We start from the raw sequence: 22387 nt of genomic DNA, 5'->3' as shown, positions 1-22387 counted from the left end.
GGGCACTAGGGAGTAGCGTTGCTGGCGGCCGAAATGAAAGCTAACTAGTTGGTCTTACCTAAAGAATAGATTACCTAGCACGCCTTGGTAGAGTAGCGCCTGCTCACTCTGGTAGTGTACAGGCGGCGCTAACACCACCGGTATGTTTTGCCACAGCGTAGTCCCCACCTGTAATAGGGGCAGCGTGGCGCGTTGGGCCGCCACTCGGCCGCCAGGGGTGATGATGGTTTCGCGTTGCGCCTTCGTCGGGCGGGTACCGGCCGTCAGAGCTTGCGCGAAGTCGGTATCGAAATGGCTATCGCGGGTGCCCGTATCGAGGAGTAATTGCACCGGCACGGAATCGATAAAGTCCACGGCGACGAGCCACCCCTTTTGGAGCGTGAAGGCTACCGAGTCGCGCCGGATGAAGGGCCGAGCCGCCGGCGCGTCCAGCGGGTAGCAGCTTAGCCGGTAGTGGCCATAGGCAAGCACTACTTCATAGTGTCGCAGTAGGCCCGTGTCGATGAGTCCGAGCAGCCGCGGCCCCATGACGGCCCGAATGGCCGCGAGCTAAAGGCCCTATGCTGTTTGCGGTGGGCGAGCCGGGTCAAAGCCAAACTGCGTGATGGTCAGCTCGTGGAGGGACACCGAACCGGCGGTACTGAGGCCTTGGGTGGCGCTGGGGTGCATCTGGCGCGCAAAAGCGGCCTGCTCGACCACTAAACCATACGTGCACCCCGTGTCGAGCACGAAGTCGCCGCGCTGGTCATTGCAGCGCAGGTTGCGCAGGACGATAACGCCTCCTACCAACTCGAAGGGCAGCGTGAACGCAGGCGTGGCATCCAGGCGGTAGAGCACGGGAGCAGGGGCAGAACGGGGTGCCGAGCTATTCAGGGGGCCGAGTAGAGCCAGGAGCAGGTAGAAACGCATGGGGGCGAGGTGGAGAACAAGAGCCTGCTAGCAAAGAGCCGCGGTAAAATTACGCCCCCCGGCGTCACCTTTGCGCGAATAAACTACCCGTTTGCCCGTGCTGGAGTCTTGGCCCTGCTGGCCATTTCCTGCGCTAAAACCGACAATGTTACCCCCGCCGGCCGCGACGATGACCTGACCCTGGATAGCCAACTGCCACCCCACCTACTCCCTAGAATACCCCTCCACGTTCTTGATGAAGCGCGCCGTTTAGGCATCGTGAAGTAGCTAAAATAGCTTTTATGCAGAATGAACAACAGCCCAGTTCGCACGAAAACCGTATTGTGCTTGCCGTAACTACCGCTGTAGCTGTGCTGCTAGCCTTAGCCTTCTTACTAAGCTTCGCGGCTTCAGTAGGCAATAACTAATGCCCTTGCACCCCCATGATTTAATCTGCGCCCGTCAGCGCCGCCGCTGGGCCCTATACCTAGCCTCGGCCCTACTAATCATCGCTGCAAATCGGTGCGCCGTGGGCTACTGAAAGCCCGCTGCTCGGTTTGTTACACCCGGCCGCGTGGCAGGCACTCACTTCCTGAAATTCTCTTGCGTTTGCGCTCGCGTCAGGATTCGCGCTTAGTGAGTAACTACTGACCTCTTTGGCTCGGGCAGTAGCGGCTACCGGGCGGCTAGCGCAGTTGCTGATAGCTGGCCTGCACGCGTTTCATGTCGCTGTAGTACTTGCGTAGGTCGGCACTATCAGTGTAGCAAGGGGGGCGGGCCACCACGCGGCGGATGAGAGCCAGGTACACCCGCTTGTTGGTTTCGTCGGCCACGTCGGCGTTGTAGCGGGTACGAACGATATCTAACGAATCGAGTAGCGCCTGGCAAGGCTCGAGCTGCACCTTAGCTAGGTCGCCGTCATACTCCCGCAGGTCGGTGCTGTCGGTGTAGCAGCCTCGGGCGATGACGCGGTGAATAAGGGCGCGGTAAGCCTGCTTACTGGCCGCAATGGTCAGGTCGAACTCGTGGGTGCGGCGAGCCTCTTGTAGCGAATCCAGCAGGGCCGCGCACTGCTTTCCGTGCGCATAGGGGCTATTATCGTTAGTGATAATGACAAAGTCCTGAGGGTAGGCTGGTAGGTAGCGGGCCGTGAACTTCTCCCCCACGTCGGGATAATTAACGGAATTGGCGGGTGGATACACGTTGAAATTATCGTCTTCGAAGGAAGTGGCAACTGTTTGTCCCGTCTGCGTGCGGAGCAGCACATGGTGGCCGCGCACGTCGTGGTTGTTGTACTGCACACTGGTCGCGTAGGTGCTTACTACTTCACCTTGCCCCGTCTCCCCCACCCGGTACACCAGCCACCCGGCCAGCCAGGAGCCGGCGAAGATGGTGAAGAAGGTGAGCACGGCCAGGCCAATAACCATCCCTGTCAGCGCCTGCTGCACGCCCGCCGGTAGCGACCGGGTGCCCAGCAAAACGGCCGGGATGAGCACCGCGGCCACCGGCATACAGTACAGGGCATGTGTGCTATACCAGTAAACGAGGTGTGCGACGAGCTGCATAGGTAGTGGGGCTGTGCCGCGTGATGTACGGGCTGCTACAGCGCAGGTTAGGAGCGACAGGGAACTTCGGGTAGAATGAGGGAGGACTAGGGGATAGTAGCAAAACTATATTCGCGGCCATGAAAAACCTAGTATTCTTGGGGACGTGTTTGCTGGCCTTGGCTTCTTCTCCGGTGATGGCCCAGATAGCTGGGTTAGAGACAGCGGTGGTGACTGTCGAGAATAGTCTCGGTCTTCATATTGTCATAAGTCGTAGGCCGGGTAAGTCGGAAGTCGTCGAGGTATCTTACAAGGCAATCAATAAAAATCCTGCCGCTGGTGAGGAAGCGCTTGAGGTAGTCGGATGCAAACGGACACCGAGCTAAGGTAGCTTGAAGAGGTAGTGCAATTCTATTTCGAGGGGGGTGCAGTAGCCCAGGGCGGAGTGTAGCCGCTGGGTGTTGTAGTAGTGGTCGAGGTACTCGGCCAGTTCGAAGCGAGCTTCTTCTAAGTCAGTGAAGCAGGCTCCGGGGGGCAGCAATTCCGTTTTGAGCGTACTCCAGCCACTCTCAGCCAGGGCATTGTCATACGGGCTGCCTGGCTGGTTCAGACTGGCAATGGCCTGGGTGCGGTCCAGGAGCTGGGTAAACGCTTCGCTGGTGTACTGGCTGCCGTGGTCAGCGTGCACGAGCAGACCGGGCGGGGGGCTGGCAAACGGCCACGGCCCGCTTAAAAGCGGTCAGAATCAAGTTCGTATGCAGCGACGCGCTCACGTGCCAGCCCACCACGCGCCGGGAGCAGGCATCGCTCCAGCACACCAGATACGCCCACTGCCCCGTGACTAGAGCCAGATAGGTGATGTCGCCGACCCAAACCTGGTTGGGGGCCGTAGCCGCGGGCCAAGTGGCGAGCTTGTTAGCAGCGGCCACGGCCTGTGGGTCGGCCTGCGTGGTGCGCGGGGGGCGAGAACTGGCGCGGGTACAGAGCGCCCGTAAGCCGCTGGCGCTGAGCCAGCCGCGCAGCCGATGCCGGCCCACCGCGTGGCCTTCGCGCCGTAACTGGGCGCGTAGCCGGCGTTGCCCATAGCAGCCGGCATGAGTAGAAAAGACGCGCTGGGCCGCCACTTGCCAGGCGACAAGCGCTAGTTCGGCGGCCGCAACGGGGACGCGCTTCTGCCACGCGTAGTAGCCGCTGGGGCTGACGCCTAGCAGCCGGCACTGCTGCCGCACGGGCCAACTGGGAGCATGCAAGGCACTGAAAGCGAAGCGTTTCATCGGTCCGTCTTTTGTGAAAATGCGCGTCAAGCATTTGGGAGATGGTCAGCACTTTTTTAAAATATCGCGCTCCATCTCCGCCCGCGCCAGCTGGGCCCGTAACTGCTTGTTTCCCTGTTCTAGGGCTTCGCTGCCTGCTGGACGAGCCGCTTGGGTGCGGGCTGCCCGCACCCACTTGCCCAACACGGCCTCGCTCATGCCCAACGCCTGTGCTACCCGCGTGGCCATCTGCCCGTCTTGGTTTACGCGGCGGACCGTCTCGGTCCGAAAGGCTGCATCGTACTTGGTTCGCTGCCGTTTACTGGCTGGTTTTTCTGCTTCTATGACAAGGGAAAGTTACTTTTCCCGTGTCCACTTTTACCCGACCACCTCAGTGCGGGCCAAGGCCACCGGCATAACCTCCCTCTCCAACCAAGCCAATATTGATGCCCGTGCCACTGAAAAGCTCAAGCGCGAAGTCGCAAAGCTTGGGGCGCACATCGTGCTGTTGCAGGCCCAGAATACCCAGCGGGGCATTTATGGCATCACCAACCCCGATAGCCAGGGCTACTGGTAGCCCTGGCTACCCTGCGGGTCGCAGCAGGGGCTCCAGCACGGCCCACACGTTGGTGGCCAGCACCTGCTGGCCGGCGGCGTTGGGGTGCACGCGGTCGGGGAGGTTGAGGGCAGGGCGGCCCAGCACGCCCGCCAGCAAGGACGGAATAAACCCTACCCCCTCGCTGTGGGCCAGCTCCGCAAACAGCGCCCCGAATTCCTGGGCGTAGCGGCCCAGGCCGGGCAGGCCCAGCGGCCCCAGGTCGAAGGGCACCTGCAAGCCAGCCAGTACCCGCGGCGCGGCCGGGAACTGCCGCTTTACCTCTTGCAGCATAAAGCGCAGGTTGGCCGTGGTTTCGCGCACCGCAATGCCGCGCAGGCCGTCATTCGCGCCCAGTGCCAGCACGAAGGCCGCCACGGGCTGCCGGGCCAGCACCGCCGCCAGCCGCTGCCGCCCCCCGGCCGAGGTATCGCCACTCACGCCGTAGTTCAGGGCCCGGTAGGGTAGGCCAGCGGCGTCGAGCCGGGCCTGAAGGAGCGCCGGAAAGCTGGCCGCCGCCGGCAGGCCGTAGCCGGCCGTGAGGCTGTCACCGAAAAAAATCAGGTTACTCATCGCTAAAAACCGCTCGCCCTACCCGTTGAGCAAGGTCAGGCCGAAGAAAAAGAGCAGCTGCACCAAGTACACCAGCGGCACCAGCGGGTTGCGTTTAAGGAAGGGCGTGCGCACGAACAGCAGCTGCATGACCAGCGCCAGCAGCGCCCAGTCGCGGAAATTGCGCAGCGGGATAATATGGCCCGTCCAGTGCCAAAAATCGTAGCGGCCCGCCACCGGCTCCACGCACAGGTCGAAGCCCACCATCAGGGCCGCGCCCACCAGTACCCGCCCCCACCAGGGCAGTGGCAGGTAGGCCGCCAGTATGCCCGCCAGGTAGGTGGTAATCACCCAGTTGAGCCCGATAAGCCAGGGTGCGCCCATATACTGCGGCCCCAGCGTGGCCCCGTAGGTATAGTGTCCAAACAGCAAGCCCGTGTTGGTTCCCACCACCTCGGCCACCATGCCCAGCAAGAATGCCTGCATTACAAATAGCCAAAATAACAGGCCGCGCTCCAGCTGAAACGCCGCCAGCAGCCCCGCTGATAATAGCAGCGTGAGGGGCGTATATTTCAAATAAAAGGCCTTGTCCTGGCTGAACGCCAGCCCCAGAAAGCCCGTGATATGAAACAGCACTATCAAGCCTTGCGCTAGGCGCAGCCGGGTAGAGGAAGCCGCCGGCGCGGATACGTTCGATAACTCCATTTTGAGGAGTTAAAAGGTAAAGGTTAAGAGTTAAGGGTTGAAGATGGTTGCTTCGGCTAGCCACTTTTTTCAACTCCTAACTCTTAACTCTTAACTCTTAACTTATTTAGTAATTAGCTCGGCGACAATTTTGGCCGAAAGTAAACACAGCGGAATGCCGCCGCCCGGATGCACCGAGCCGCCGCAAAAGTACAGCCCCGCCAGCCGGCCCGAAAAATTAGGATGCCGCAAAAAAGCCGCCAGCGCGTTGTTGCTGGAGCTGCCATACAAAGCACCTCCAAACGACGACGTATCGGCTGCGATGCCGGGCGGCGTCCACACTTTTTCGGCTTGAATAAGCGGCTCTAAATCAATATTCAATGCCCGATTGAGCTTGGCCAGCACCACGCGGCGCGTGTGGGCCGTGAGGGCGGCCCAGTCCTGGCCCTCGTCGTGGGGCACGTTCACCATCACAAACCAGTTTTCGTGGCCGGGCGGCGCGTCGGTGGGCGTTTTCTTGCTCGTGATGTTGACGTACACCGTTACGTCGTCGGCCACGGTTTTCTCCTGGAAAATCGCGTCGAACTCCGCCTTGTAATCAGCCGAGAAAAAGATGTTGTGCAAATCCAGCTCGGAAAATTCGCGCCCTACCCCCCAATAAAAAATCAGTGCCGACGACGAGCGCGGCTGGCCCAGGGTGCGCTCCGGCGCAGGCTGGTGGGGTAGGAGGCGGCGATACGTCGGCACTACGTCCATGTTACTGACCACCAAGCCGAAGTCATATACATCTTGGTCGGTGCGCACGCCGGTAATAAGGTCGCCGGCCGTCAAAATCTCTCGCACCGGCTCATTAAATCTAAATTTCACCCCAAACTCCGCGCCCAGCCGGTGCAGGCTGCTGGCAATGGCGTAGATGCCGCCCTCGGGGTAAAACGCGCCGATGCCGTGCTCTAGGTGCGGAATGAGCGAGAGCGTGGCCGGTGCCTGGTACGGGTCGGATCCGTTGTAAGTAGCGTACCGGTCAAAGAGTTGCACCAGGCGCGCATCCTGGCCAAAGGCTGTTGAGTGGCGCGCGTGCATGGTGCCCGTGAGGCCGAGGGAGGGTAGGGCGGCCACCGCTTTTAGCGTTTCGGCGCTGAAATAGGTACTGGCTTTGTGCAGTGACTTATGCAAAAAAGTGCCCGCTGTGGCGTCGTAGGCCCGGCCGCTGCGCATCAGAAACTGCGCCACGGCCGCCGCCGGCACGCCTAGCTTCTGCTCCACTTCGGCCGCGAATTTGGGCGCGTCGGCCCAGGCGGTGAGGCGCGTGCCATCGGCAAAAAAGTAGTTGGTGATGGGGTCGAGGCGCTCGTAGCGGAAGTAGTCGGCCGGGTCGCGGTGGGCCAGCCGAAACACGTCGTCCACCAGCTGTGGCAGCGTGAACAGCGACGGCCCAGCATCAAAGCGGTAGCCGCCGGGCAGGCTGAACTGGTGCATTTTGCCCCCAAACGAGCCGCTGGCCTCAAATACCGTGACCGGGTGCCCGGCCACCGCCAGCCGCGCCGCGGCGGCCAGCCCGGCCACGCCCGCCCCGATAATGGCCACGGGCTGGCGCGGGGAGAAAGTTTTCTTTTTCGTAAACACTAAGTCTTTAACCACCACGGCCGGGGGATAAGTTTGGCCCGGCCCGCCGAAAATACGCGCTACCTTCGCGGCGGTTTACTGCTGCTACGATTTTTCAAGAAATCAACCAGCGGCCGGTTTTCGGTTTTTCCTCGTGAGGAGCCGGAATGAAAAGGGAAGCGGGTGCAACTCCCGCACAGACGCGCTACTGTAAGTGCCTTCGTGGCCGCAGCTCCTCGTGTTCCATTGGCGGGCCCCCGGGCCGGCTGAGAAGGACGGGCTGCCGGCCGGCACAGAGTCAGGAGACCTGCCGGCCGCCATTTGATGCCACCTCCGCGCTTTGGGGTTCCGCATCAGGTTTGGCACGCCGGCGGCCGGCTGTTGCGCGTGCGCGGCCGCCGGGGCGGGCGTAGCTAGGTCTGAATGAGGGCTTTAAAAGGAAAAGAGGGGGTAGGGAAACGTAGCGCGGCGCGCCGTGACTTTCCCTTTATCCCTACCCCCCATGCCAGCCCTCGCCGACCAGATTGCCCGCGCCGAAACGCGCATCTTCAAAGCCGTTTTCCCGAATACTGTCAACCATTACGACACGCTGTTCGGCGGCGCCACCCTGCACCTGATGGACGAGGTGGCCTTCATCACGGCCACCCGCTTCTCGCGCCTCAAAATGGTAACGGTATCCTCTGATAAAGTGGATTTTACGCATCCTATTCCAGGCGGCACGCTGGTCGAGCTCATCGGCAACGTGGTGCGCGTGGGCACCACCAGCCTGCAAGTGCGGGTCGAATTATTTGTGGAGCAGATGTACTCCGAGGACCGTCTGCTGGCCGTGACCGGCTCCTTCACTTTCGTGGCCGTGGACGAGAACCGGCGACCTACCCCCATCCGGCCAGTGTAGCGCGGACTCGCAGAGTCCGCGCTACTACTCTACCGCCAGCACGAGGCCCTTCAAGTACGCACCTTCGGGGTGAAAGAGGCTCACCGGGTGGTCGGCGGGCTGCGTGAGGCGGTGCAGGATGCGCGCCGGCCGCCCGGCTTCGATGGCGGCGGCCAGCACCGCGCCCTCAAACAACTCGGGACTAACGACTTGCGAGCACGAGAACGTGAAGAGCAACCCGCCCGGCGCGAGGTGCGCAATGCCGGCCGCATTCAGGCGCTTGTATCCCATGAGGGCGGCGTGGCGGGCGCTCTGGTGCTTGGCAAAAGCGGGCGGGTCGAGCACCAGCAGGTCGTACTCGGCCGAGTGGCTTTTGAGGAACGTGAGCACGTCGTCGGGGTAGGCGGCGTGGCGGTCGGCGTGGTGCGAAAGCTCGGCATTGCGCTCGGTTAAGGCAATGGCCTTCTTACTGCTATCGACGGAATGCACCAGCTCGGCACCGGCCTCCAGGGCATACACCGAGAAGCCGCCGGTGTAGCAAAACGTGTTGAGCACGCGGCGGCCGGCCGAGTAGCGGGCCAGCAGGGCGCGGTTGTCGCGCTGGTCGATGAAGAAGCCGGTTTTCTGGCCCGTCTCCCAGTCCACGGCAAACTGGTGGCCGTTTTCGTGCACCAGGTGCTCCGCGCCGGTGCTCGCGCCGAAGAGGTAGCCGTTCTTGTTGTCGCCCACGGCGTGGCCGGGCGTGGTTTCGGCGCTCTTGTCGTAGATGGCGCGCAGCTTATCACCAAACACAACTTTCAGGGCGTCAGCTATTTCGGGGCGGGCGCGGTACATGCCCACGCTGTGCGCCTGCACCACGGCCACATCGCCATACACGTCGATGATGAGGCCCGGCAGGCCGTCGCCCTCGGCGTGCACGAGGCGAAAAACGTTGGTATCGGCCGTGCCCGTGAGGCCCAGGCGCTGGCGCAGCGCGTAGGCGTTGGTCAGGCGCTTCACCCAAAAATCAGGTGTAGGGAGTTCGGCTTCCGGCCCAAAATCCAGCATCCGCACCGCGATGGAGCCGCTGCCCGAGTAGTGCCCTACCCCCAGCACTTCGCCCGATTGGGTTTCGACGCGCACCGCCTCGCCTTCCTGCGGCTCGCCCACCGCGCGGGTAATGGCCCCCGAAAAAACCCAGGGATGGCGGCGGCGCAGGGAGTGGTCTTTTCCGTTTTTGAGGACGACGGTGGTAGGCATGGCTACTAATTATGAATTGCGGGGCACAAAGGTCGTCATGCAGACCGCAGGGTCGCCTCTCGCCCGCTTCATTCAACGAGGCGAGCGAGAGGCGACCCTGCGGTCTGCATGATGACCTTTTTTACAGTATGCATTACCTAAACCAACGCCGGTACACCGGCCCGCGCAGCTTGAACTGCGCCCACAGGGCTGGCCGAATCAGCCAGTCGAGCCAGCGGCGGCCGGTGCTGAAATGAATATCCTCCACAATGACGCTGCCCCTACCCCCCGGCGCGGGCTCGATGAGGTGGCGGTGCCGCCACTGCCGCAGCGGCGCGGGCAAGATTTTGCCCTCATCCACGAAGTAGTGGGTGCCATCGGGCAGCGCGCCATTATCCGTGATGAGCGAAGTCCAGCGCCAGCGCTTGGGGCCCACTTGCAGCTCGATAATAACCGTATCGCCGGTGTTATTGCCGTCGTAGCGGATGAGGTGAAACTTCGGAAACGGCGGGGCCAAGGCCACGAATAGCTCGCGGGTGAAGCCGGCCAGGACCGCGGCGGGCGGCTGGGCCACCGGAAAGCGCAGGAGGAGGTGCATAGCCGGCTATACGGCTAGCGCGGGGGTAGGGGCTGGGCATCGAGCGAGCCGATTTTGGGCTGAATCTGGATGATGAAGCGCTTGTTGAGTTGCTCCTTGGCGTAGCCGCTGTAGCGCCCCGCGCCCCGGTAGCCGCTGCCCGCCGGAATTACCTCAATATTCTTCGGAAACTGAATGCCAGCCTGTTGCCACAAATACACCACGGCCAGCGCCCGGTTGTAGCTCAGCTCGCGCGCGGCCTGCTGGTCGGCGTTTTGCGGGGCATCGAGCGGAAAGTTGGGGTTCATCGCCGCCCTACCCTCGATGATGACGAGGTACTGAATGCCGTCGTTGCGCAAGCTCTGCACTTGGCGCAGCAGGAACTGCCCGGCCTCGATGAGCGGCTGCCGCGCCGCCGCCGGCAAGTCGTAGCGGCCGGGCTGAAACAGCACGTCGAAGTTCAACTCATAGCGCTTATAGCCCTTGTTATAAGTGAAATAGCGCGAGTTGTCGAGCCGTTTGAGCGCTTCCTTTATCTCGTCTAGTTTTTTCTTTTCCTTGAGCTGCACTTCCAGCTTGGCATTGGCCGCGATGAGGCCCTGCTGCTTGTCGTTGAAAAGCTTGTAGCTCAGCACGAACAGCACCAGCATAGTCAGGAACAGCGCCGTCATCAAATCGACGTAGCTGGGCCAGAAAAAGTCTTTGCTTTGCTTCATAGCGGAAGGAATGTAGAGACGCGACCCTTCGCGTCTCTTTTCAGCGCACAATCGTTCACGCGCCCAGAGACGCGAAGGGTCGCGTCTCTACACGCTTGCTACCCCACCATGCGCTGGAGCCAGTTGCGGCTGGTAAGCTTTTCGAGCACCGCGTTGGTGCGCTCGGTCTGGCGTAGCAGCTCCTCCTGGATGCGGCGGTTTTGCTCCAGCGGCTGTTGCAAGGCTTGCAGGGCCTGGGCGCTGCGCAGCGCCTGCACCTCCTGCAGCTGGTTGAGCCGCTGCTGCTGCTCGGGCAGCTGCTGGAAGGGTGAGAGGTACTCCACTATTTTTTGGTACACATTGTCCTGGTTGAGCTGCCGGAAGTGGGCACTCCACTGCGCGTGGGCGGACTGGGCTTCGGCCTCAAACTCGTCGCGGCGGCGGGCCAGCACGCGGTTCATCTGGGCGGCGTCTTCACTCAACGCCTGGCCTACGCCCTGGCTAATTTTGGCCAAAATGGCCTGGTGCTCGCCAAAAAACTGCGCCTGCTCCCGAATGCGGGCGTCGTGCTGGGCTAGGTAGCCGGGCACCTGGTCGAGGGCTTTTTCGAGGCTGCCGAGGCGGTCGAGTAGCGCCGTAATGGTGCGCGCCGTGCTGGCACCCTCGCTCACGGCCACGTTCAGGGCCTGCTGGTAGCCCAGAAATTTCTCGAAGGAAGCCGCGCTCTCATCTACCCTATCAAAAACCTTGATGGTGGCATTCGCCAGCTCGGTGTAGCCAATCTGCTGCAGCTTTTCGAGGAAGTTTTTCTGCACGCTGACATTCTCCGTGATGCTGCTGATGAGCGGCGTAAACTCCGCGATTTTCGAGAAAAAGTCAGCCTGAATCTTCGAGAAGAAGTCATTATTAAAGGTGTCCAGCACGGACTTTAAATTGCTCATGCTGGCCTGCATGTCCGAGTTGAGGCGGGGTAGGAGCGCCTTTTGCAGGAAATTGTAATAGCCGTTTTTGAGGCGGTCGCGAGTGGCGCGGGCCGATTTCAGCAGCTGGTTGCTGGCCAGCGTGAGCAGCAGGCCGGTAAAGCTGCCGCTCATCGCGATGAGAATGCCGCCCAGAAAGTGCGTCACGTCGGCGTTGTTGAACGACGCGCCGCCCGCCGCCGTGGGCGCGTCGCCAAACGGATTGACCAAGGCAATCAATCCCAAAATGGCGCCCAGAAAAGTGCCCAGCAGGCCCAGGTACAGCGGGGTCGAAATCTGCGCGTCAATCTCCTGGTCGAGCAGGTCGGCCTCGCGCTCCGAGATGTCGCGCAGGGTGTTGAAATCGGCCGCTGCACCCTTGTTGGCCCACAAATAATCGTTGGTGTCCTTGATGAGGCCGCTGAATTCGGGGCTGGCGCGGCCCACCGTCAGGGCGTCGTAGGTGTGGGTGCCCGCGCCGTTGGCAGCCGGCCGGCCGGTCGCGGCGTCCACAGCCTGCACGCCCAGCTGGCCTCCTTCGGGGTACATGAACTGCACCCGCTGAATGAGCCGCCGATTGAGGATGAAAACAGAAATCTGCCAGAAAATCAGCCCCAGAATGAGGATAATTTCAACGACTTGAATAGCGGCCATAGCGCGCAAGCTAGAGTAAAATCCTTGGAAGTGGCCCCGCCCGTCATTGCGAGCGTAGCGCGGCAATCGCTCCAGAACGAAATCGTTCGGGTGTCGTCCTAGGGCGATTGCCGCGCTACGTTCGCAATGACGGGCGGAACAGGTGGGTTTGCAATTCTCCTTAGCTAATACTCAGCCGCGCCCGCTCCACCACTTGCCAGCCGGAGTCTTGACGTTGTAGCCGGCCCGGCCGCACGGCCGCTACCGCCGTGATGCGGCCGCCCAGCGGCGGGTCGTAGTCGAAGAATTTTTGTAGCCGCGTGAGGCCGTCGCCGATGAGGCGGACCTGGTCCACCTGCGGGTTGAGGGTGAAGGTGGCCTGGTCGGGCTGGCGCGGGTTCACGGTCAGCATCAGCGCGAGCTGGGGCAGGGGCGCGTTCACGAGCTTGCGCTCTTCCACGAAGGGCGTTTCCTGCACCGGGCCGTAGCGCGTGGCCGAAGGGGGGGTAGGAGCCGACGCGCCCACCAACTCCTCCACTGTCAGCTCGGCGGCTGGCGCGGCTTCGACGGCGGGCGGGGGGGTAGGCGGCGCGCCCGGCAGGCGTACTTGTAAATCGGCTAGTTGTTTTTTTAGCTGGCGCAAATCAGCTTTCAAATTCAGGTTCTGCTGGTGCAGCTTGCGATATTCCGGGGAGTTCATGGCGGGTGAGGTAGCGGGTTCGGCAGGGGGGGTAGGGCCGGCGTATGAGCGCCGCCGCCCGCGGCCAGGGCGGCGCATATTCTGGCCGAATGCCAGGCCGGCCAGCCCGCCTAGTATCAGCAGTACAATAGCGGCCTGCAAAGGCGTCAGCCCGAAATAAGTTGGCGTGACCGGCGTAGAAATGAAAGTAGAAGCCGGGTCAGGGGTCCTAATCGGCTGGTTGGTAATGGAGTCAGGATTAGCGGGCAAGACCGTTATACCCCCGGCCCCCGGCACCGCCGTAACGGTAGTCGTGCCAGTGGTGGGCCTGGGCGCGGCGGGCGCGGGCGCGGCCCCACCACTGGCCTGCGTCAGCGGCGCAAGGTCCGCGCCCAATAGCGATGCCTTCACGCGGGCCAGGCGGCCCTGCCCGCTCTGCTGGCGCTGCGTAAGCTGGCTTATAATAGCTCGGGCAACCTCGACGGGGGTAGCCCTGGTGCCCGCGCCGAAGCTATTGACCACATCGGCGCGCAGCAGTCCCAGCTCCGACTTGTCAGCCGGATTGGCGGCCAGCCATTTCTTAAACGCCTGCACCGTGGGCCAGGGCGCGGGCTGCTTTTGCTTCGGTTTGGCATCGGCCCAGATGCGCTCGGCCGTGGCCGTCCACAGCCGGCCCTTAATGCTGTCGTCGGGGGTAGGCGCGGTTTGCGCCGCGCCGAGGTGGCTCAGGCCCAATAACCCCACGCCTAATATCCAACGTGTTGTCCGATAGCTGATTCGCTTCATCATGGGTTAAGTAGCCGACCCGTGCAGCACCTGCGAGAGCACATACAGCGCGTGCTTGAGGGGTAGGAAAAACAGCGTTTCGGGAATTGGCTCGCCGGCCGGCAGCGTGTTGGCGTAGCGCTGCCGGCCCAGGTTGAACGAGTCGGCCAGGGCGGCGGTCAGCTCGCGCAGCACCAGGCCGGGCGGGTTTTTGATGCCCAGGTTGAGCATGGCGGCCGTGAGGTCGGGGTCGGTGAGCAAGAGTTTCAGGCACTGCTCTACGTTGGCGATAACGGCGTTTTTGACGTCCTCCGTAATATCGGCGGGGTAGAGCGGGCGGTTCTCGGCCGCATCAGTCGCGCCCGTGCCGATGGGCTGCACAATGGGCGGCACCTCGGCGGTGCTTTCGGCGTCGAGGCCGGTGGCCAGCACGCCGCCGTTGGCGGTAGTTTGCTTGGGGTCGTCGGCCAGCACGATTTTGAAATTGGCCGGCGCGGGCGTGCCCATCACCTTGCTCAGGATGAGGCTGGCCACCTGCTCCAGCGGCCGTAAGTTGCTGGGGCATAGCAGGCGCAGATACAAGCTGCCGCGCCCCGTGAAGCACAGGTAGCGCGGCGCGGCCAGCCCGCGCGCGGCCGTCACCTGCCCCAAATGGTACACGATGGCCCCAAAATGCAGGTAAAACAGCACCCGCAGATGCTGCGCCAGCAGCAGCCGCTCGCCAAACTGGAACTCGCGCTCGTAATTAAAGAGTAGACTGGCAACTTCTTCCGAGCCGAAAGTGGGATTAGCTTCCACCACGGCCAGGCACTTCACGGCCAGCTCGGCGGCCTTGGTGTGGGGTAGGGGATGCGCCCGAATGCTGTCGAGACCGAAGCGCACCAGCCCGTTGTCCTTGGTGCCGCGCACGTCGGCCGCGCCGTCGCCCCACAGCTCATTGCCCGCAAAGCGAAACGAGGTGCTGAACGCCGGATGGTGCCGCCGCGCCCCACCGGGATTATCAGTTTGGTCCGAATAAAACAGTACATCAGAGGTGCCGCCACCAATATCAATAAAGGCCGCGTTCTCGCCGGGGCCGGGCGTCACGAGGCCGCGCCTGGTCAGGAAAAAGTACGGGGCCGACGATTCCGGCAGGTAAGTCGTGCCGCGCTGCGTGTGGAAAATCTCCTTAAACAGCGTGTCCCACTCGCGCTGGTATAAGTCGCGGCTGAACGCCGAGAAGCTGAGCGGCGCGAACCACACCACCTGCGTCGCGCCCACGTTGCCGCCGTGCAGCGCCGCTTTATACTTGAACAACAGCAACATCTCGCGGAAAAATACCCGCACCCGGTGGCGGGCCGCCTCGTTGTTTTCGCCCCATTTCAGGTTGGTGTGGTACGAGTCGTTGGTTTCCTCTTCTGTATTAATGCCGAAGCCCACGTTCACATTGGCCAGCAACCGCGGCGGTTCAATGGAAAAGGTTGCCGCCTCGCTGGTCGCCGTGCGAATGGGAAACTGGTAGGGCGAGCCGCCCGCGCCCACGAAGGCCGGCACGAACTCGCGCTGCTGGTAGCGCTGCCAGCGCCGCAGCTGGATGCCGTGCGCCGGGTCTTCCTCCACGCCACGATACAACTGCTCGTAAGCCTGATAATCAGTTTCTTCCGACGATTTCTTGAGAAGCGCTACCGCCGAATCATCCGGCCCGAAGCTGAACGGCTGCGGTGGCTGGCTCGGCCCATCGTGGTAGGCCACGTGGGTGTTCGTGGTGCCAAAGTCGATGGCGAAGCGAAATTCCTTGGTGCCCTGGCGCACCTCGCGCCACCTGGGTACCACCAGCGCCTGCCCGGCGGCCGGCGCGGGGCTCGTCACCAGCGCGTAATCGAAGGGCGTGCCCTTGATTTCGTAGTAGGTGCTGCCCTCGTCGGTGCTGGTTTTGGCCGTACGGCGGTAGGCGGTGGCGCTCTGCTCGGTGCCGGTGGCCGACAGCAGCCGCCCCTGCACTCCAAATTGCAGCTCCACCGGCTTGTTCACCAGGCTGGGGTCAATGTTGTTGGCATCCACCAGCATGACTTTGTAGAAGTCATTGAGCGTCGGCGCATCCGTGATTTTGACGAAGGGAAATACCGCTAACCCGACGTTGGTCACCAGCAGCCGGCCCAGGCCCTCGGTGCGCGGGTTGGGGTAGTAAGCGCGCTCATAATCAACGGTGAAGCCGCCCGCTACCGGCACGCGCAGGCGCACCCGCACGCAGGCCGGGTCCAGCTCCAGCGTGAGCTGCGTAGCCAATTCCTCCGCCGTAAAATAATCAAAATACAAGGGCTTCACCGGCAGTAGCGGCCAGCAGGTGGGCCGGTAGCCGGGCGCTATTTTGAGCTGCCCGGTCACGAAGCGGCTGCCGTCTACCTCGTAGGGCACGGTGAGCAGCGTTTCTTCCAATAAGTCGTTGAGGGTGAGGTAGGGATACGCCAGCTCAGGGCCCGGCAGCGTGCGGTCGGGCAGGGCGCGGGCATCGGCGGCCGGCACCTTGCCGCCGCTCTCGCCGAGCAGCGAATTATTATAATAAAACTTGCCCGGCGCTTGCAGGCCGGGGCGTAGCACCAGCGGCAGGGGGGTAGGGAGCGGCCAGCCGGGACCCGGCACGCGGTCGGGCCGAATGGTAAAATCGGAGCTGCGCACCACGCCCTCATCGGGCCGCACGCGCACGGCCACGCCGGCCACCGCTACCGGGTTGCCGGCCTGGTCAGTGAGGTAGGGGTAGTCGGCCAGCCGGGCATTGCCATCCAAGCCCCACTTGGTCAAGATATTAGGGTCCAGCGCATCGCGCACGGCCGGGGCCAGCCGCGCCAGCGCCGCATCGGCCACAAACTGCTGATAGATAAAATCCTGAAACGCCTGCTCACGCTGGCTCAACGCCACGTAGCGCCCGTCGAAATAGTGGCCGCCGCCCTCGGGCCGCTGCACCGGCAGCGCCCGCACCGCCGGCGCCGAAAAAAACACCGTGAGCGGCGAAGTGCCGCCCAGCAGCTGCGGCGCATCCTGCGCGGTAGCCCCCGGAAAATACAGCAGGTTGAGGTCGGTAATAGCGGCGAAACGCTTGTCGTTCAGGTATAAGGCCAGCGCTTGGGCCAGCGGCTTAGTGGCTGGATTAGCCTCCAGCCGCGCCAGCTCGTTGATTTTATTCCAGGTGCGCACGCTCAGCCGCTGCCCCGGCTGCCGCCGCTGGAAGTAGTTGAACACCAGCTCCCACAAGTCCCAAAACTGCCCCACCAGCCGGTGATGTACCGAATCAGCCTGGCCGGGGTGGCTGCCCACGTAAGCCAGCGCTGTTTCCACCAGATGCAGGCGGGCGAAGGGCGACGGAATCGCCACGGCCACGCGCTCGGCCCTACCCCCCTCGGGGTCCTGGATGCCGCTGGGGCCGTCAATTTCATTTTTGCCGATTTTGCCGGTGCGACCCCAACCCTCGTGGGTGCTGGAGCCGGTTCGGTGCAGGCGCAGGATTTTAGCCATGTTGGTTTTGTTAGCTTTTGGCTGGTAGCGGAGGGCTTTGAGCGGCCCTTAGCTGATAGCTTTTTGCGAGTTGGGTTTCGGCCCGACCGGCTTACCTCACCCCCCGGCCCCCTCTCCTGCGGAGAGGGGGAGCCACGGCGGCGCAAACGTAAATAATCGTCAGGCTCGCCCTCTCCACGGGAGAGGGGGCCGGGGGGTGAGGTGAACGGGGCTACGAGTATTGCAGCTTGTTTTCCACTACCTTCTCGGTAGCCGTATTAAACGCCTCGACCAGCCAGCGCAGCGCCCGCGCTGCATCGGGGTTGTCCAGATTCGTCTTGCCCACCGCGTTGTTCAACTCGGCGCGCAGCACGTCGTCATTCAGTCCTTTATTGAAGAAGCTGGTGCTTATCGGCTTATCCGCCACCATTTTATTGAAGTCGGTTTCGTCGGGGTGCAGGGCGTCGAAGCGGCGCTCGTTCACGCCCAGCTCGCGCAGCCAGCTTTCGTATTCGGTGAAGAAATCAGTGAGGTCGGCCAGTGGGCCGGTGCTGGCGGGCAGGTGCTGGCCCAGCTTGCCACCCTTGTAGAGCGGGGCGCTTTTTTCTTCCAGCAAATGCTGTTTAAAATACCGGGCGAAGTAGTGAAACTGAATCATCGGCCGGGCCACCTCGCGGCGCAGAGCCGGCGAGAACTGCCCAAAGTCCACCGTCGGCGCGTCGCTTTTCAGGCCAAACTCGTGGTAGGCTGGGCTGCCGCGGTCGAGCTGGCTGGTCGGCTGGCCCAGGAAATGCTGGATGGCCAGCGCGCCCAGCACCTCCACCAAATGTGCCTGGTTGCGCTGCTCGGCGCGGCCGGGATGGTTGGGTAGCGGCTGGCCCGCCTGGTCGCCAAGGTAGTAAAGCGCCTCCAGCCCATCGAGGTGCTCGGCGTAGTAGCTGAGCGCCGTTTTCGTCTTGGTAATGAAGGTATTGGAGTCAATAAAATCCTGCCCGTTTTGCTTTTCTTCAGCCGAAGGCTGCTGCAATTTGAAGTAGGGTAGTAGCACCAGCGCGCCGGCCGGCACGGCAGCCCGCACCGAGGGTTGCGGCAAATCCACGCCGGGGTCACGCAGGTTCTTGACCAGCAGCGGGAAGCCCGCCGCGCCCGTACCCCCAAAAATGCTGCTGATGAAAAATACCCGGTCGTCGGGGTTCAGGCTCTGGGCCAGGTAACGCATTTCCTTGGCCTGCACCAACGAGTTGAGCACCACGCTGCCCACGTTGGGCGAGCCCCGAAAACCCAGGTCGAGGCTGGCGTTGAGGCTGTCGGGCGTGAACAGCAAATCGAGCAGCCCCCGCGTCTCCACGCTGGCCTCGTTGTAGTGCATGAAGTCCTTGAACGACTGATTAATGCCGCCAAAATCGTACACGAACGAGTCGCGTAATCCCTCTACCCCCGAGGTATTGAGCTGCGCCAAGGTAGTCAAATCCTGCCCAAAAAAGCCCTCATTCTTAGCGAGTTGGCCATCCTGATGCAGCGCGTCGTGGATGCGTTTGTAGCGCTTGAGCAGGTCCACGGTGCGGGTCACGTCGCCGTTCTGGGTGTCGGGGTCCACCAGCACGGGGATAACCTGGTCGCAGTCGGGCAGGCGCATCCCGGCGGCCAGCAGCATAGTGAGCGAGCGCAGCACTCGCGCCCCGGTGCCGCCCACGGCAAATATGAAAAGTCGAGCCAAAACGGGTTTAGTATAAAGGATGAGGGAGATATAATTTGTGTAAATCGTCTGTCATTGCGAGCCTGCGAAGCAATGACAGACGGCCTCTGCGTAATTTCAGTCTAAAACGGCGTGCGCCGGGCATGATTAGAGCCCCATTTCAGAATCACTGAAAATAAAATATACCACAGTGGTGCTACCAACGTGTTGGTAATGATGAAGTAACGCATGTACGGGTCGCGCACCGCGCCCTGGCCCATGCTCACGCGGTAAGCCAGCAACGCCCCCAGGCCGGCCACCAATAGCAGCGTCAGCAGCCAGTGCGTGGGCTTGTACAAACCTTGATGCGTGAGGGCCGGCACCGCGTGGTTGAACACGTAGTAAAACACTACCACCAGCGCCAGCGCCGTGAGCAGCGTGTAGAAGCCGGCGGTGTTGAAAATCTCGGCCTTATAAAGCCCGTACATCGGCGATTTCCGGTCGTAAAACAGGCTAGTACCAATGGTGTAGAGGCTGTTAAAGAATTGCTGCATAAGGAAAGGCTAGTCTTGGGCGAGGGTGAAGGTGGCGATGAAAACGGGGGGTAGGGCCGCCGGGAAGGCTTCGCGCACGCCGCTCATAATCTCGCTGAGGCGGTAGGTGTGCGGCACTGGGCCGGGCTGGTTGTCGTTCTGGGTGCTGCGCTGGGCCACCCAGGCCGGCACGCCCGGCGCGGGCAGGCTCAGCCGCAGTTGGCCGCCGCCCTTGGGGAAGTCGCTGAGGTGCAGGCGCAAGGTGTGGGTATAAGCAGCTAATTGCGGCACGCCGACAGTCGTTTTAACGGAATTCGGCAGCAGCTTCACACTGCCGCCCGGTACCTGCGCCTGCAAGCTGCTCGCCAAAAAGGCGGGCTCGCGCCAGGCGGCGGGCAATTGGCGCAGGTCGAGAGCTACGGTAAAGTCCACGCCGTCTTTAACGCCGTCAACGTCCAGATTCGTACTTACGCCCTTGCCATCATATGAAATGGACCCATTGCCGCCCGGCGCGAGCGGGCTGCCCGCCGGCACCTGCGTGAGCACCGCCGCGTAGGGCACGTGCGGGAAACTCAGCCCGAAATACGCCTGCTGCGTGGTGGCTGGGGTAGGCGGCAGCACCTCGTTGAGGTAGCGCCCCACGGCCGCCGCCGGCCCGATAACCCAGATATAGTAGGGTAGGGTTTCGCCCTTCATCGCCACCTGCTTATGCGGCGTTTTCACGGCCGGAAAGAAGTTGCCGTAGAAGCGCGAAGTCTCGCCCAGCACGGCCACGGCCAGCCCTTTCTTGGTGACGGGTGCCAGCGCATCAGTAATGCTGACGTTCATCAAAGCGCTGGTCGCCTGGTTTTTAGGGCCAAATATGAAGTCCGAGACAATCACGTTCACCTGGTCGGCCGCGCCGGGTAGGGCCAGGATATTTTCGAGCATGGCGGGCAGCTCGGTGCCCAGCGCCGCCTCGTGCGTATCGCCCTGCACAATCTCGCGGAAGTGCGCGTAGGTGGTTTTCTGCGGCGCTTTATTTAGTGACAGCCAGAACTGCGCCTCGCCCACTGCCGGGCTGCTGTTGGTGCGCGACGCCAGTTGCCCCACGCGCTGCTGAAATGCCGTGGGCTCAGTGGCCGTGGTATTCTGCGGCATAAAGCCCCGCATTCCGCCCGATAATTCCAGAAAAACCCTGGCCGGCAGCGGCGCCGACGCATCAGGCGCGGCCGGCGCGGGCTTTGCCGCAGTGGCCGGGGGGGTAGAAGTTCCTGTAGTGTCATCCACTTCGCCGCAGCTGCTGAGCAATGCGCCGCCGATGGTAGTAAAAGCCAGAAAAGCCGCCGTGAGGTGGGTGCGCATACGCCAGTAGGTTGAGCCGGCCACGAGTGTGGCACTTCAAAGCGCAAGTAACGGCTTTTGGCGGGAAGGGGATATGCGCGGGAATCTATTCTACTGGCAGTCTAGTCAGAAATTGCTGTACCTGCTCATGAAAGGCCCGGAAACTAACCGATACTTCAGCCATCCAATTAACGCGCGCTACAGTAAGCGTCGCGAGAAGCTCTTTTCTGATAGTCTCCTTCGTCTTAGCTGCGTCGGCATACACCGCATCTTTTGCCTGGCTATTCGGCTTACGCTCAAGAGGTTCATTACTAGGATACTGAGCTAGGTATAAAAGCCAATGCTCAGCGCACTGCATCGGTAACATAAGCACCGTGCGGTTATGCCATTGGACCGGAATTTTAGCTCTGAGTTCCGCTGCTCGTTTTTCGTGATAAGCGAACTCAAAGGAATCAACGTCGCGCCCGATGAATAACCAATCTACTATTGGGTAGCCAAGTACAAATGCCTCGCGGCAAGCATCAGCGCAACGACGGTCCACTACCTTATTATTCATCGGACCAAATTGCTTGCCGAAGTAAGCTACCGAATCAAATAAAGTACTGCCATCAGGTGTTTCATAGCATTGCAGATAAGCTGCCAGAAATTCCCGTTGGGCAATGTCTTCCCCGAAAAAACCGTACTGAAGTACTCGCATTACCTTACGCACCAAGTACTTCAGGCACACCACCCAGAAAACCAGATACCCAGTATTCTCCTAACGCATCAGTATAATGAATTGCCTCTTGTCCAGCAGCTTCCAACTTAGCATTGGTTTCGGCAATAATGTCAGCCGCATTGTGAATTACCGTCTCACCATTCTCCCGGTCAAATACTGAAATGCACTCGGGAATATCGGCGAAATGGTCTACTACGTAGGGACTGTGTGAGGTAAGAATAATTTGAATGTCGCGTAACCGAGCCAATTCAAAAATGAAATCCATTACCTCCTTAATGCGGCGCGGGTGAATTCCTTTTTCGGGTTCTTCCAGTAGCAACAGCTTCGGCGGGTCCGGTTGGTGGACGATGCAAAGAAGAGCTAGGAAGTAAAGAACGCCTTCTGAGACTTCCTCGGCCCAGTAAGCAGTGCCTTTTTGGTCGAAAAATTTGAGCTTTAATTTGCCAGGTTCATCTGGGTCAGCAGGAGTAGTTATAGCAACTATATCTTGCACGCAATTCTTTAAGTCATCTACAAGGCGATTAAAATGCGGCTTATGATTTTGGTCCAGGTGGAATAAGAATAAAACTAAGTCAGCGCCATCTGGGGATAAGATACTAATGCTACGAAGATTACTACTGGTTTTTAGTCGTTCAGGGTTAGTATTGTAAATTAAAGTATTCTTGGTCATGGAATATAGTTCGCGGGGAGTAGACTGAAACTCTCCATTAATAATTCCTAGATTAGAATCAAGTGGAATTTTGATGGAATTTTTTTGAATTAAAATTCTCTGTTGTATAACATCATCAGTTAACCATGTTAGTACAGCAGTATGCTTGCCATCTGTTAAGTCCGCAACTGTAGTAAAAGCCATTGTCGCAGGGGAATCGTAGGGTCTATGCTGCAATTCCTTAGGTAGGTTATCTCGCCCCGCGTGAGGGGCCTTATTACTGTTCGATAATAATCCTGCTATTAATTCAACCCCCTTCAGATAATTCGACTTCCCCGAATTATTCGGCCCGATAAACAGATTTACCTGCCCCAGCTTCACCGAGGCGTCGCGGATGCTGCGGAAGTTCTGGATGCGAAGGGAGGTGAGCATGGGAGGGGGGGGGTAGGGCGCACGAAGGTAGAATGCCAAAGCCGGGCGGATGTTGGCAAAGTGATTTACGG

General features: G+C 61.1%; 22 protein-coding genes and 1 riboswitch. Of the genes, 2 read left to right on the top strand and 20 right to left on the bottom strand.

What is annotated here, in order from left to right; all coding sequences use genetic code 11:
• Window positions 1-54: 54 nt before the first annotated feature.
• The 6 genes from LC531_RS17140 to LC531_RS23020 form a co-directional block, all read right to left on the bottom strand.
• Window positions 55-528: an aspartyl protease family protein gene (locus LC531_RS17140; RefSeq protein WP_223652432.1), complete on the bottom strand. Its 474-nt coding sequence runs from the start codon at window positions 526-528 to the stop codon at window positions 55-57.
• A 30-nt stretch (window positions 529-558) separates the two neighbouring features.
• Window positions 559-909, bottom strand: a complete 351-nt coding sequence (locus LC531_RS17135; protein WP_223652430.1) for a hypothetical protein — start codon at window positions 907-909, stop codon at window positions 559-561.
• Window positions 910-1574: 665 nt separating this feature from the next.
• Complete coding sequence (locus LC531_RS17130; protein WP_223652428.1) at window positions 1575-2453, bottom strand: DUF3592 domain-containing protein; 879 nt, start codon at window positions 2451-2453, stop codon at window positions 1575-1577.
• Between the two features lie 361 nt (window positions 2454-2814).
• Window positions 2815-3120 (bottom strand): integrase core domain-containing protein, encoded by a 306-nt coding sequence (locus LC531_RS17125; protein ID WP_223652427.1) that lies wholly within the window; start codon window positions 3118-3120, stop codon window positions 2815-2817.
• Window positions 3110-3682, bottom strand: a complete 573-nt coding sequence (locus LC531_RS17120; protein WP_223652425.1) for a DDE-type integrase/transposase/recombinase — start codon at window positions 3680-3682, stop codon at window positions 3110-3112. The genes LC531_RS17125 and LC531_RS17120 overlap by 11 nt, the downstream gene beginning before the upstream one ends.
• 69 nt (window positions 3683-3751) lie before the next feature.
• Window positions 3752-4030: a transposase gene (locus LC531_RS23020; RefSeq protein WP_223653985.1), complete on the bottom strand. Its 279-nt coding sequence runs from the start codon at window positions 4028-4030 to the stop codon at window positions 3752-3754.
• On the opposite strand from LC531_RS23020, the gene LC531_RS17110 reads away from it, so the two are divergent.
• On the top strand, window positions 4029-4262 hold the full coding sequence (locus LC531_RS17110) for a hypothetical protein (protein WP_223652423.1): 234 nt from the start codon (window positions 4029-4031) through the stop codon (window positions 4260-4262). The genes LC531_RS23020 and LC531_RS17110 overlap by 2 nt on opposite strands.
• A 6-nt stretch (window positions 4263-4268) precedes the next feature.
• On the opposite strand, the gene LC531_RS17105 is transcribed toward LC531_RS17110, so the two are convergent.
• The 3 genes from LC531_RS17105 to crtD form a co-directional block, all read right to left on the bottom strand.
• Window positions 4269-4853, bottom strand: coding sequence for an arylesterase (locus LC531_RS17105; RefSeq protein WP_223652422.1), 585 nt, complete (start codon window positions 4851-4853; stop codon window positions 4269-4271).
• Window positions 4854-4871: 18 nt separating this feature from the next.
• Window positions 4872-5537 carry a carotenoid biosynthesis protein gene (locus tag LC531_RS17100; RefSeq protein WP_223652420.1) on the bottom strand — a complete coding sequence of 222 codons (666 nt, stop codon included), beginning with the start codon at window positions 5535-5537 and terminating at the stop codon, window positions 4872-4874.
• A gap of 102 nt (window positions 5538-5639) precedes the next feature.
• Complete coding sequence (gene crtD, locus LC531_RS17095; protein WP_223652419.1) at window positions 5640-7154, bottom strand: 1-hydroxycarotenoid 3,4-desaturase CrtD; 1515 nt, start codon at window positions 7152-7154, stop codon at window positions 5640-5642.
• 82 nt (window positions 7155-7236) lie between these two features.
• A riboswitch (cobalamin riboswitch) is annotated at window positions 7237-7447 on the top strand.
• A gap of 173 nt (window positions 7448-7620) precedes the next feature.
• Between crtD and LC531_RS17090 the strand changes: the two genes are divergently transcribed.
• Window positions 7621-8013, top strand: coding sequence for an acyl-CoA thioesterase (locus LC531_RS17090; RefSeq protein WP_223652417.1), 393 nt, complete (start codon window positions 7621-7623; stop codon window positions 8011-8013).
• A 24-nt stretch (window positions 8014-8037) separates the two neighbouring features.
• On the opposite strand, the gene LC531_RS17085 is transcribed toward LC531_RS17090, so the two are convergent.
• The 11 genes from LC531_RS17085 to LC531_RS17035 form a co-directional block, all read right to left on the bottom strand.
• Window positions 8038-9231, bottom strand: a complete 1194-nt coding sequence (locus tag LC531_RS17085) for a class I SAM-dependent rRNA methyltransferase (protein ID WP_223652415.1) — start codon at window positions 9229-9231, stop codon at window positions 8038-8040.
• 133 nt (window positions 9232-9364) lie between these two features.
• Window positions 9365-9808 (bottom strand): SRPBCC family protein, encoded by a 444-nt coding sequence (locus tag LC531_RS17080; protein ID WP_223652413.1) that lies wholly within the window; start codon window positions 9806-9808, stop codon window positions 9365-9367.
• Between the two features lie 14 nt (window positions 9809-9822).
• Window positions 9823-10503, bottom strand: coding sequence for an OmpA family protein (locus LC531_RS17075; RefSeq protein ID WP_223652411.1), 681 nt, complete (start codon window positions 10501-10503; stop codon window positions 9823-9825).
• Between the two features lie 98 nt (window positions 10504-10601).
• Complete coding sequence (locus LC531_RS17070; RefSeq protein WP_223652409.1) at window positions 10602-12095, bottom strand: hypothetical protein; 1494 nt, start codon at window positions 12093-12095, stop codon at window positions 10602-10604.
• Window positions 12096-12255: 160 nt separating this feature from the next.
• Window positions 12256-13542, bottom strand: coding sequence for a hypothetical protein (locus tag LC531_RS17065; protein WP_223652405.1), 1287 nt, complete (start codon window positions 13540-13542; stop codon window positions 12256-12258).
• 3 nt (window positions 13543-13545) lie between these two features.
• Window positions 13546-17007, bottom strand: a complete 3462-nt coding sequence (locus LC531_RS17060) for a hypothetical protein (protein WP_223652403.1) — start codon at window positions 17005-17007, stop codon at window positions 13546-13548.
• A 211-nt stretch (window positions 17008-17218) separates the two neighbouring features.
• Window positions 17219-18703 carry a hypothetical protein gene (locus LC531_RS17055; protein WP_223652401.1) on the bottom strand — a complete coding sequence of 495 codons (1485 nt, stop codon included), beginning with the start codon at window positions 18701-18703 and terminating at the stop codon, window positions 17219-17221.
• Window positions 18704-18804: 101 nt separating this feature from the next.
• Entirely contained in the window at window positions 18805-19215 is a 411-nt protein-coding gene (locus tag LC531_RS17050; RefSeq protein ID WP_223652399.1) for a hypothetical protein, read from the bottom strand.
• 9 nt (window positions 19216-19224) lie between these two features.
• Window positions 19225-20538 carry a hypothetical protein gene (locus tag LC531_RS17045; RefSeq protein WP_223652398.1) on the bottom strand — a complete coding sequence of 438 codons (1314 nt, stop codon included), beginning with the start codon at window positions 20536-20538 and terminating at the stop codon, window positions 19225-19227.
• 85 nt (window positions 20539-20623) lie between these two features.
• Entirely contained in the window at window positions 20624-21214 is a 591-nt protein-coding gene (locus tag LC531_RS17040; RefSeq protein WP_223652396.1) for a hypothetical protein, read from the bottom strand.
• 4 nt (window positions 21215-21218) lie between these two features.
• The gene (locus LC531_RS17035) at window positions 21219-22316 is read right to left on the bottom strand and encodes an AAA family ATPase (protein WP_223652394.1); all 1098 of its coding nucleotides are present in this window, start codon (window positions 22314-22316) and stop codon (window positions 21219-21221) included.
• Window positions 22317-22387: the final 71 nt, after the last annotated feature.

It is taken from the genome of Hymenobacter psoromatis (assembly GCF_020012125.1).
Lineage (GTDB): Bacteria > Bacteroidota > Bacteroidia > Cytophagales > Hymenobacteraceae > Hymenobacter > Hymenobacter psoromatis.
The sequence above is the reverse complement of the archived record's forward strand: the minus strand, read 5'-3'. Positions and strand labels throughout refer to the sequence as shown.

Bases quoted from the DNA above. Each gene is read 5' to 3' on its own strand.
- LC531_RS17070 (WP_223652409.1), bottom strand. From the start codon at position 12,095: ATGGCCGCTATTCAAGTCGTTGAAATTATCCTCATTCTGGGGCTGATT.
- LC531_RS17065 (WP_223652405.1), bottom strand. From the start codon at position 13,542: ATGATGAAGCGAATCAGCTATCGGACAACACGTTGGATATTAGGCGTG.
- LC531_RS17140 (WP_223652432.1), bottom strand. From the start codon at position 528: ATGGGGCCGCGGCTGCTCGGACTCATCGACACGGGCCTACTGCGACAC.
- LC531_RS17050 (WP_223652399.1), bottom strand. From the start codon at position 19,215: ATGCAGCAATTCTTTAACAGCCTCTACACCATTGGTACTAGCCTGTTT.
- LC531_RS17060 (WP_223652403.1), bottom strand. From the start codon at position 17,007: ATGGCTAAAATCCTGCGCCTGCACCGAACCGGCTCCAGCACCCACGAG.
- LC531_RS17090 (WP_223652417.1), top strand. From the start codon at position 7,621: ATGCCAGCCCTCGCCGACCAGATTGCCCGCGCCGAAACGCGCATCTTC.
- LC531_RS17135 (WP_223652430.1), bottom strand. From the start codon at position 909: ATGCGTTTCTACCTGCTCCTGGCTCTACTCGGCCCCCTGAATAGCTCG.
- LC531_RS17100 (WP_223652420.1), bottom strand. From the start codon at position 5,537: ATGGAGTTATCGAACGTATCCGCGCCGGCGGCTTCCTCTACCCGGCTG.
- LC531_RS17085 (WP_223652415.1), bottom strand. From the start codon at position 9,231: ATGCCTACCACCGTCGTCCTCAAAAACGGAAAAGACCACTCCCTGCGC.
- LC531_RS17110 (WP_223652423.1), top strand. From the start codon at position 4,029: ATGACAAGGGAAAGTTACTTTTCCCGTGTCCACTTTTACCCGACCACC.
- LC531_RS17075 (WP_223652411.1), bottom strand. From the start codon at position 10,503: ATGAAGCAAAGCAAAGACTTTTTCTGGCCCAGCTACGTCGATTTGATG.
- LC531_RS17130 (WP_223652428.1), bottom strand. From the start codon at position 2,453: ATGCAGCTCGTCGCACACCTCGTTTACTGGTATAGCACACATGCCCTG.
- LC531_RS17045 (WP_223652398.1), bottom strand. From the start codon at position 20,538: ATGCGCACCCACCTCACGGCGGCTTTTCTGGCTTTTACTACCATCGGC.
- LC531_RS17080 (WP_223652413.1), bottom strand. From the start codon at position 9,808: ATGCACCTCCTCCTGCGCTTTCCGGTGGCCCAGCCGCCCGCCGCGGTC.
- LC531_RS17040 (WP_223652396.1), bottom strand. From the start codon at position 21,214: ATGCGAGTACTTCAGTACGGTTTTTTCGGGGAAGACATTGCCCAACGG.
- LC531_RS17035 (WP_223652394.1), bottom strand. From the start codon at position 22,316: ATGCTCACCTCCCTTCGCATCCAGAACTTCCGCAGCATCCGCGACGCC.
- LC531_RS17105 (WP_223652422.1), bottom strand. From the start codon at position 4,853: ATGAGTAACCTGATTTTTTTCGGTGACAGCCTCACGGCCGGCTACGGC.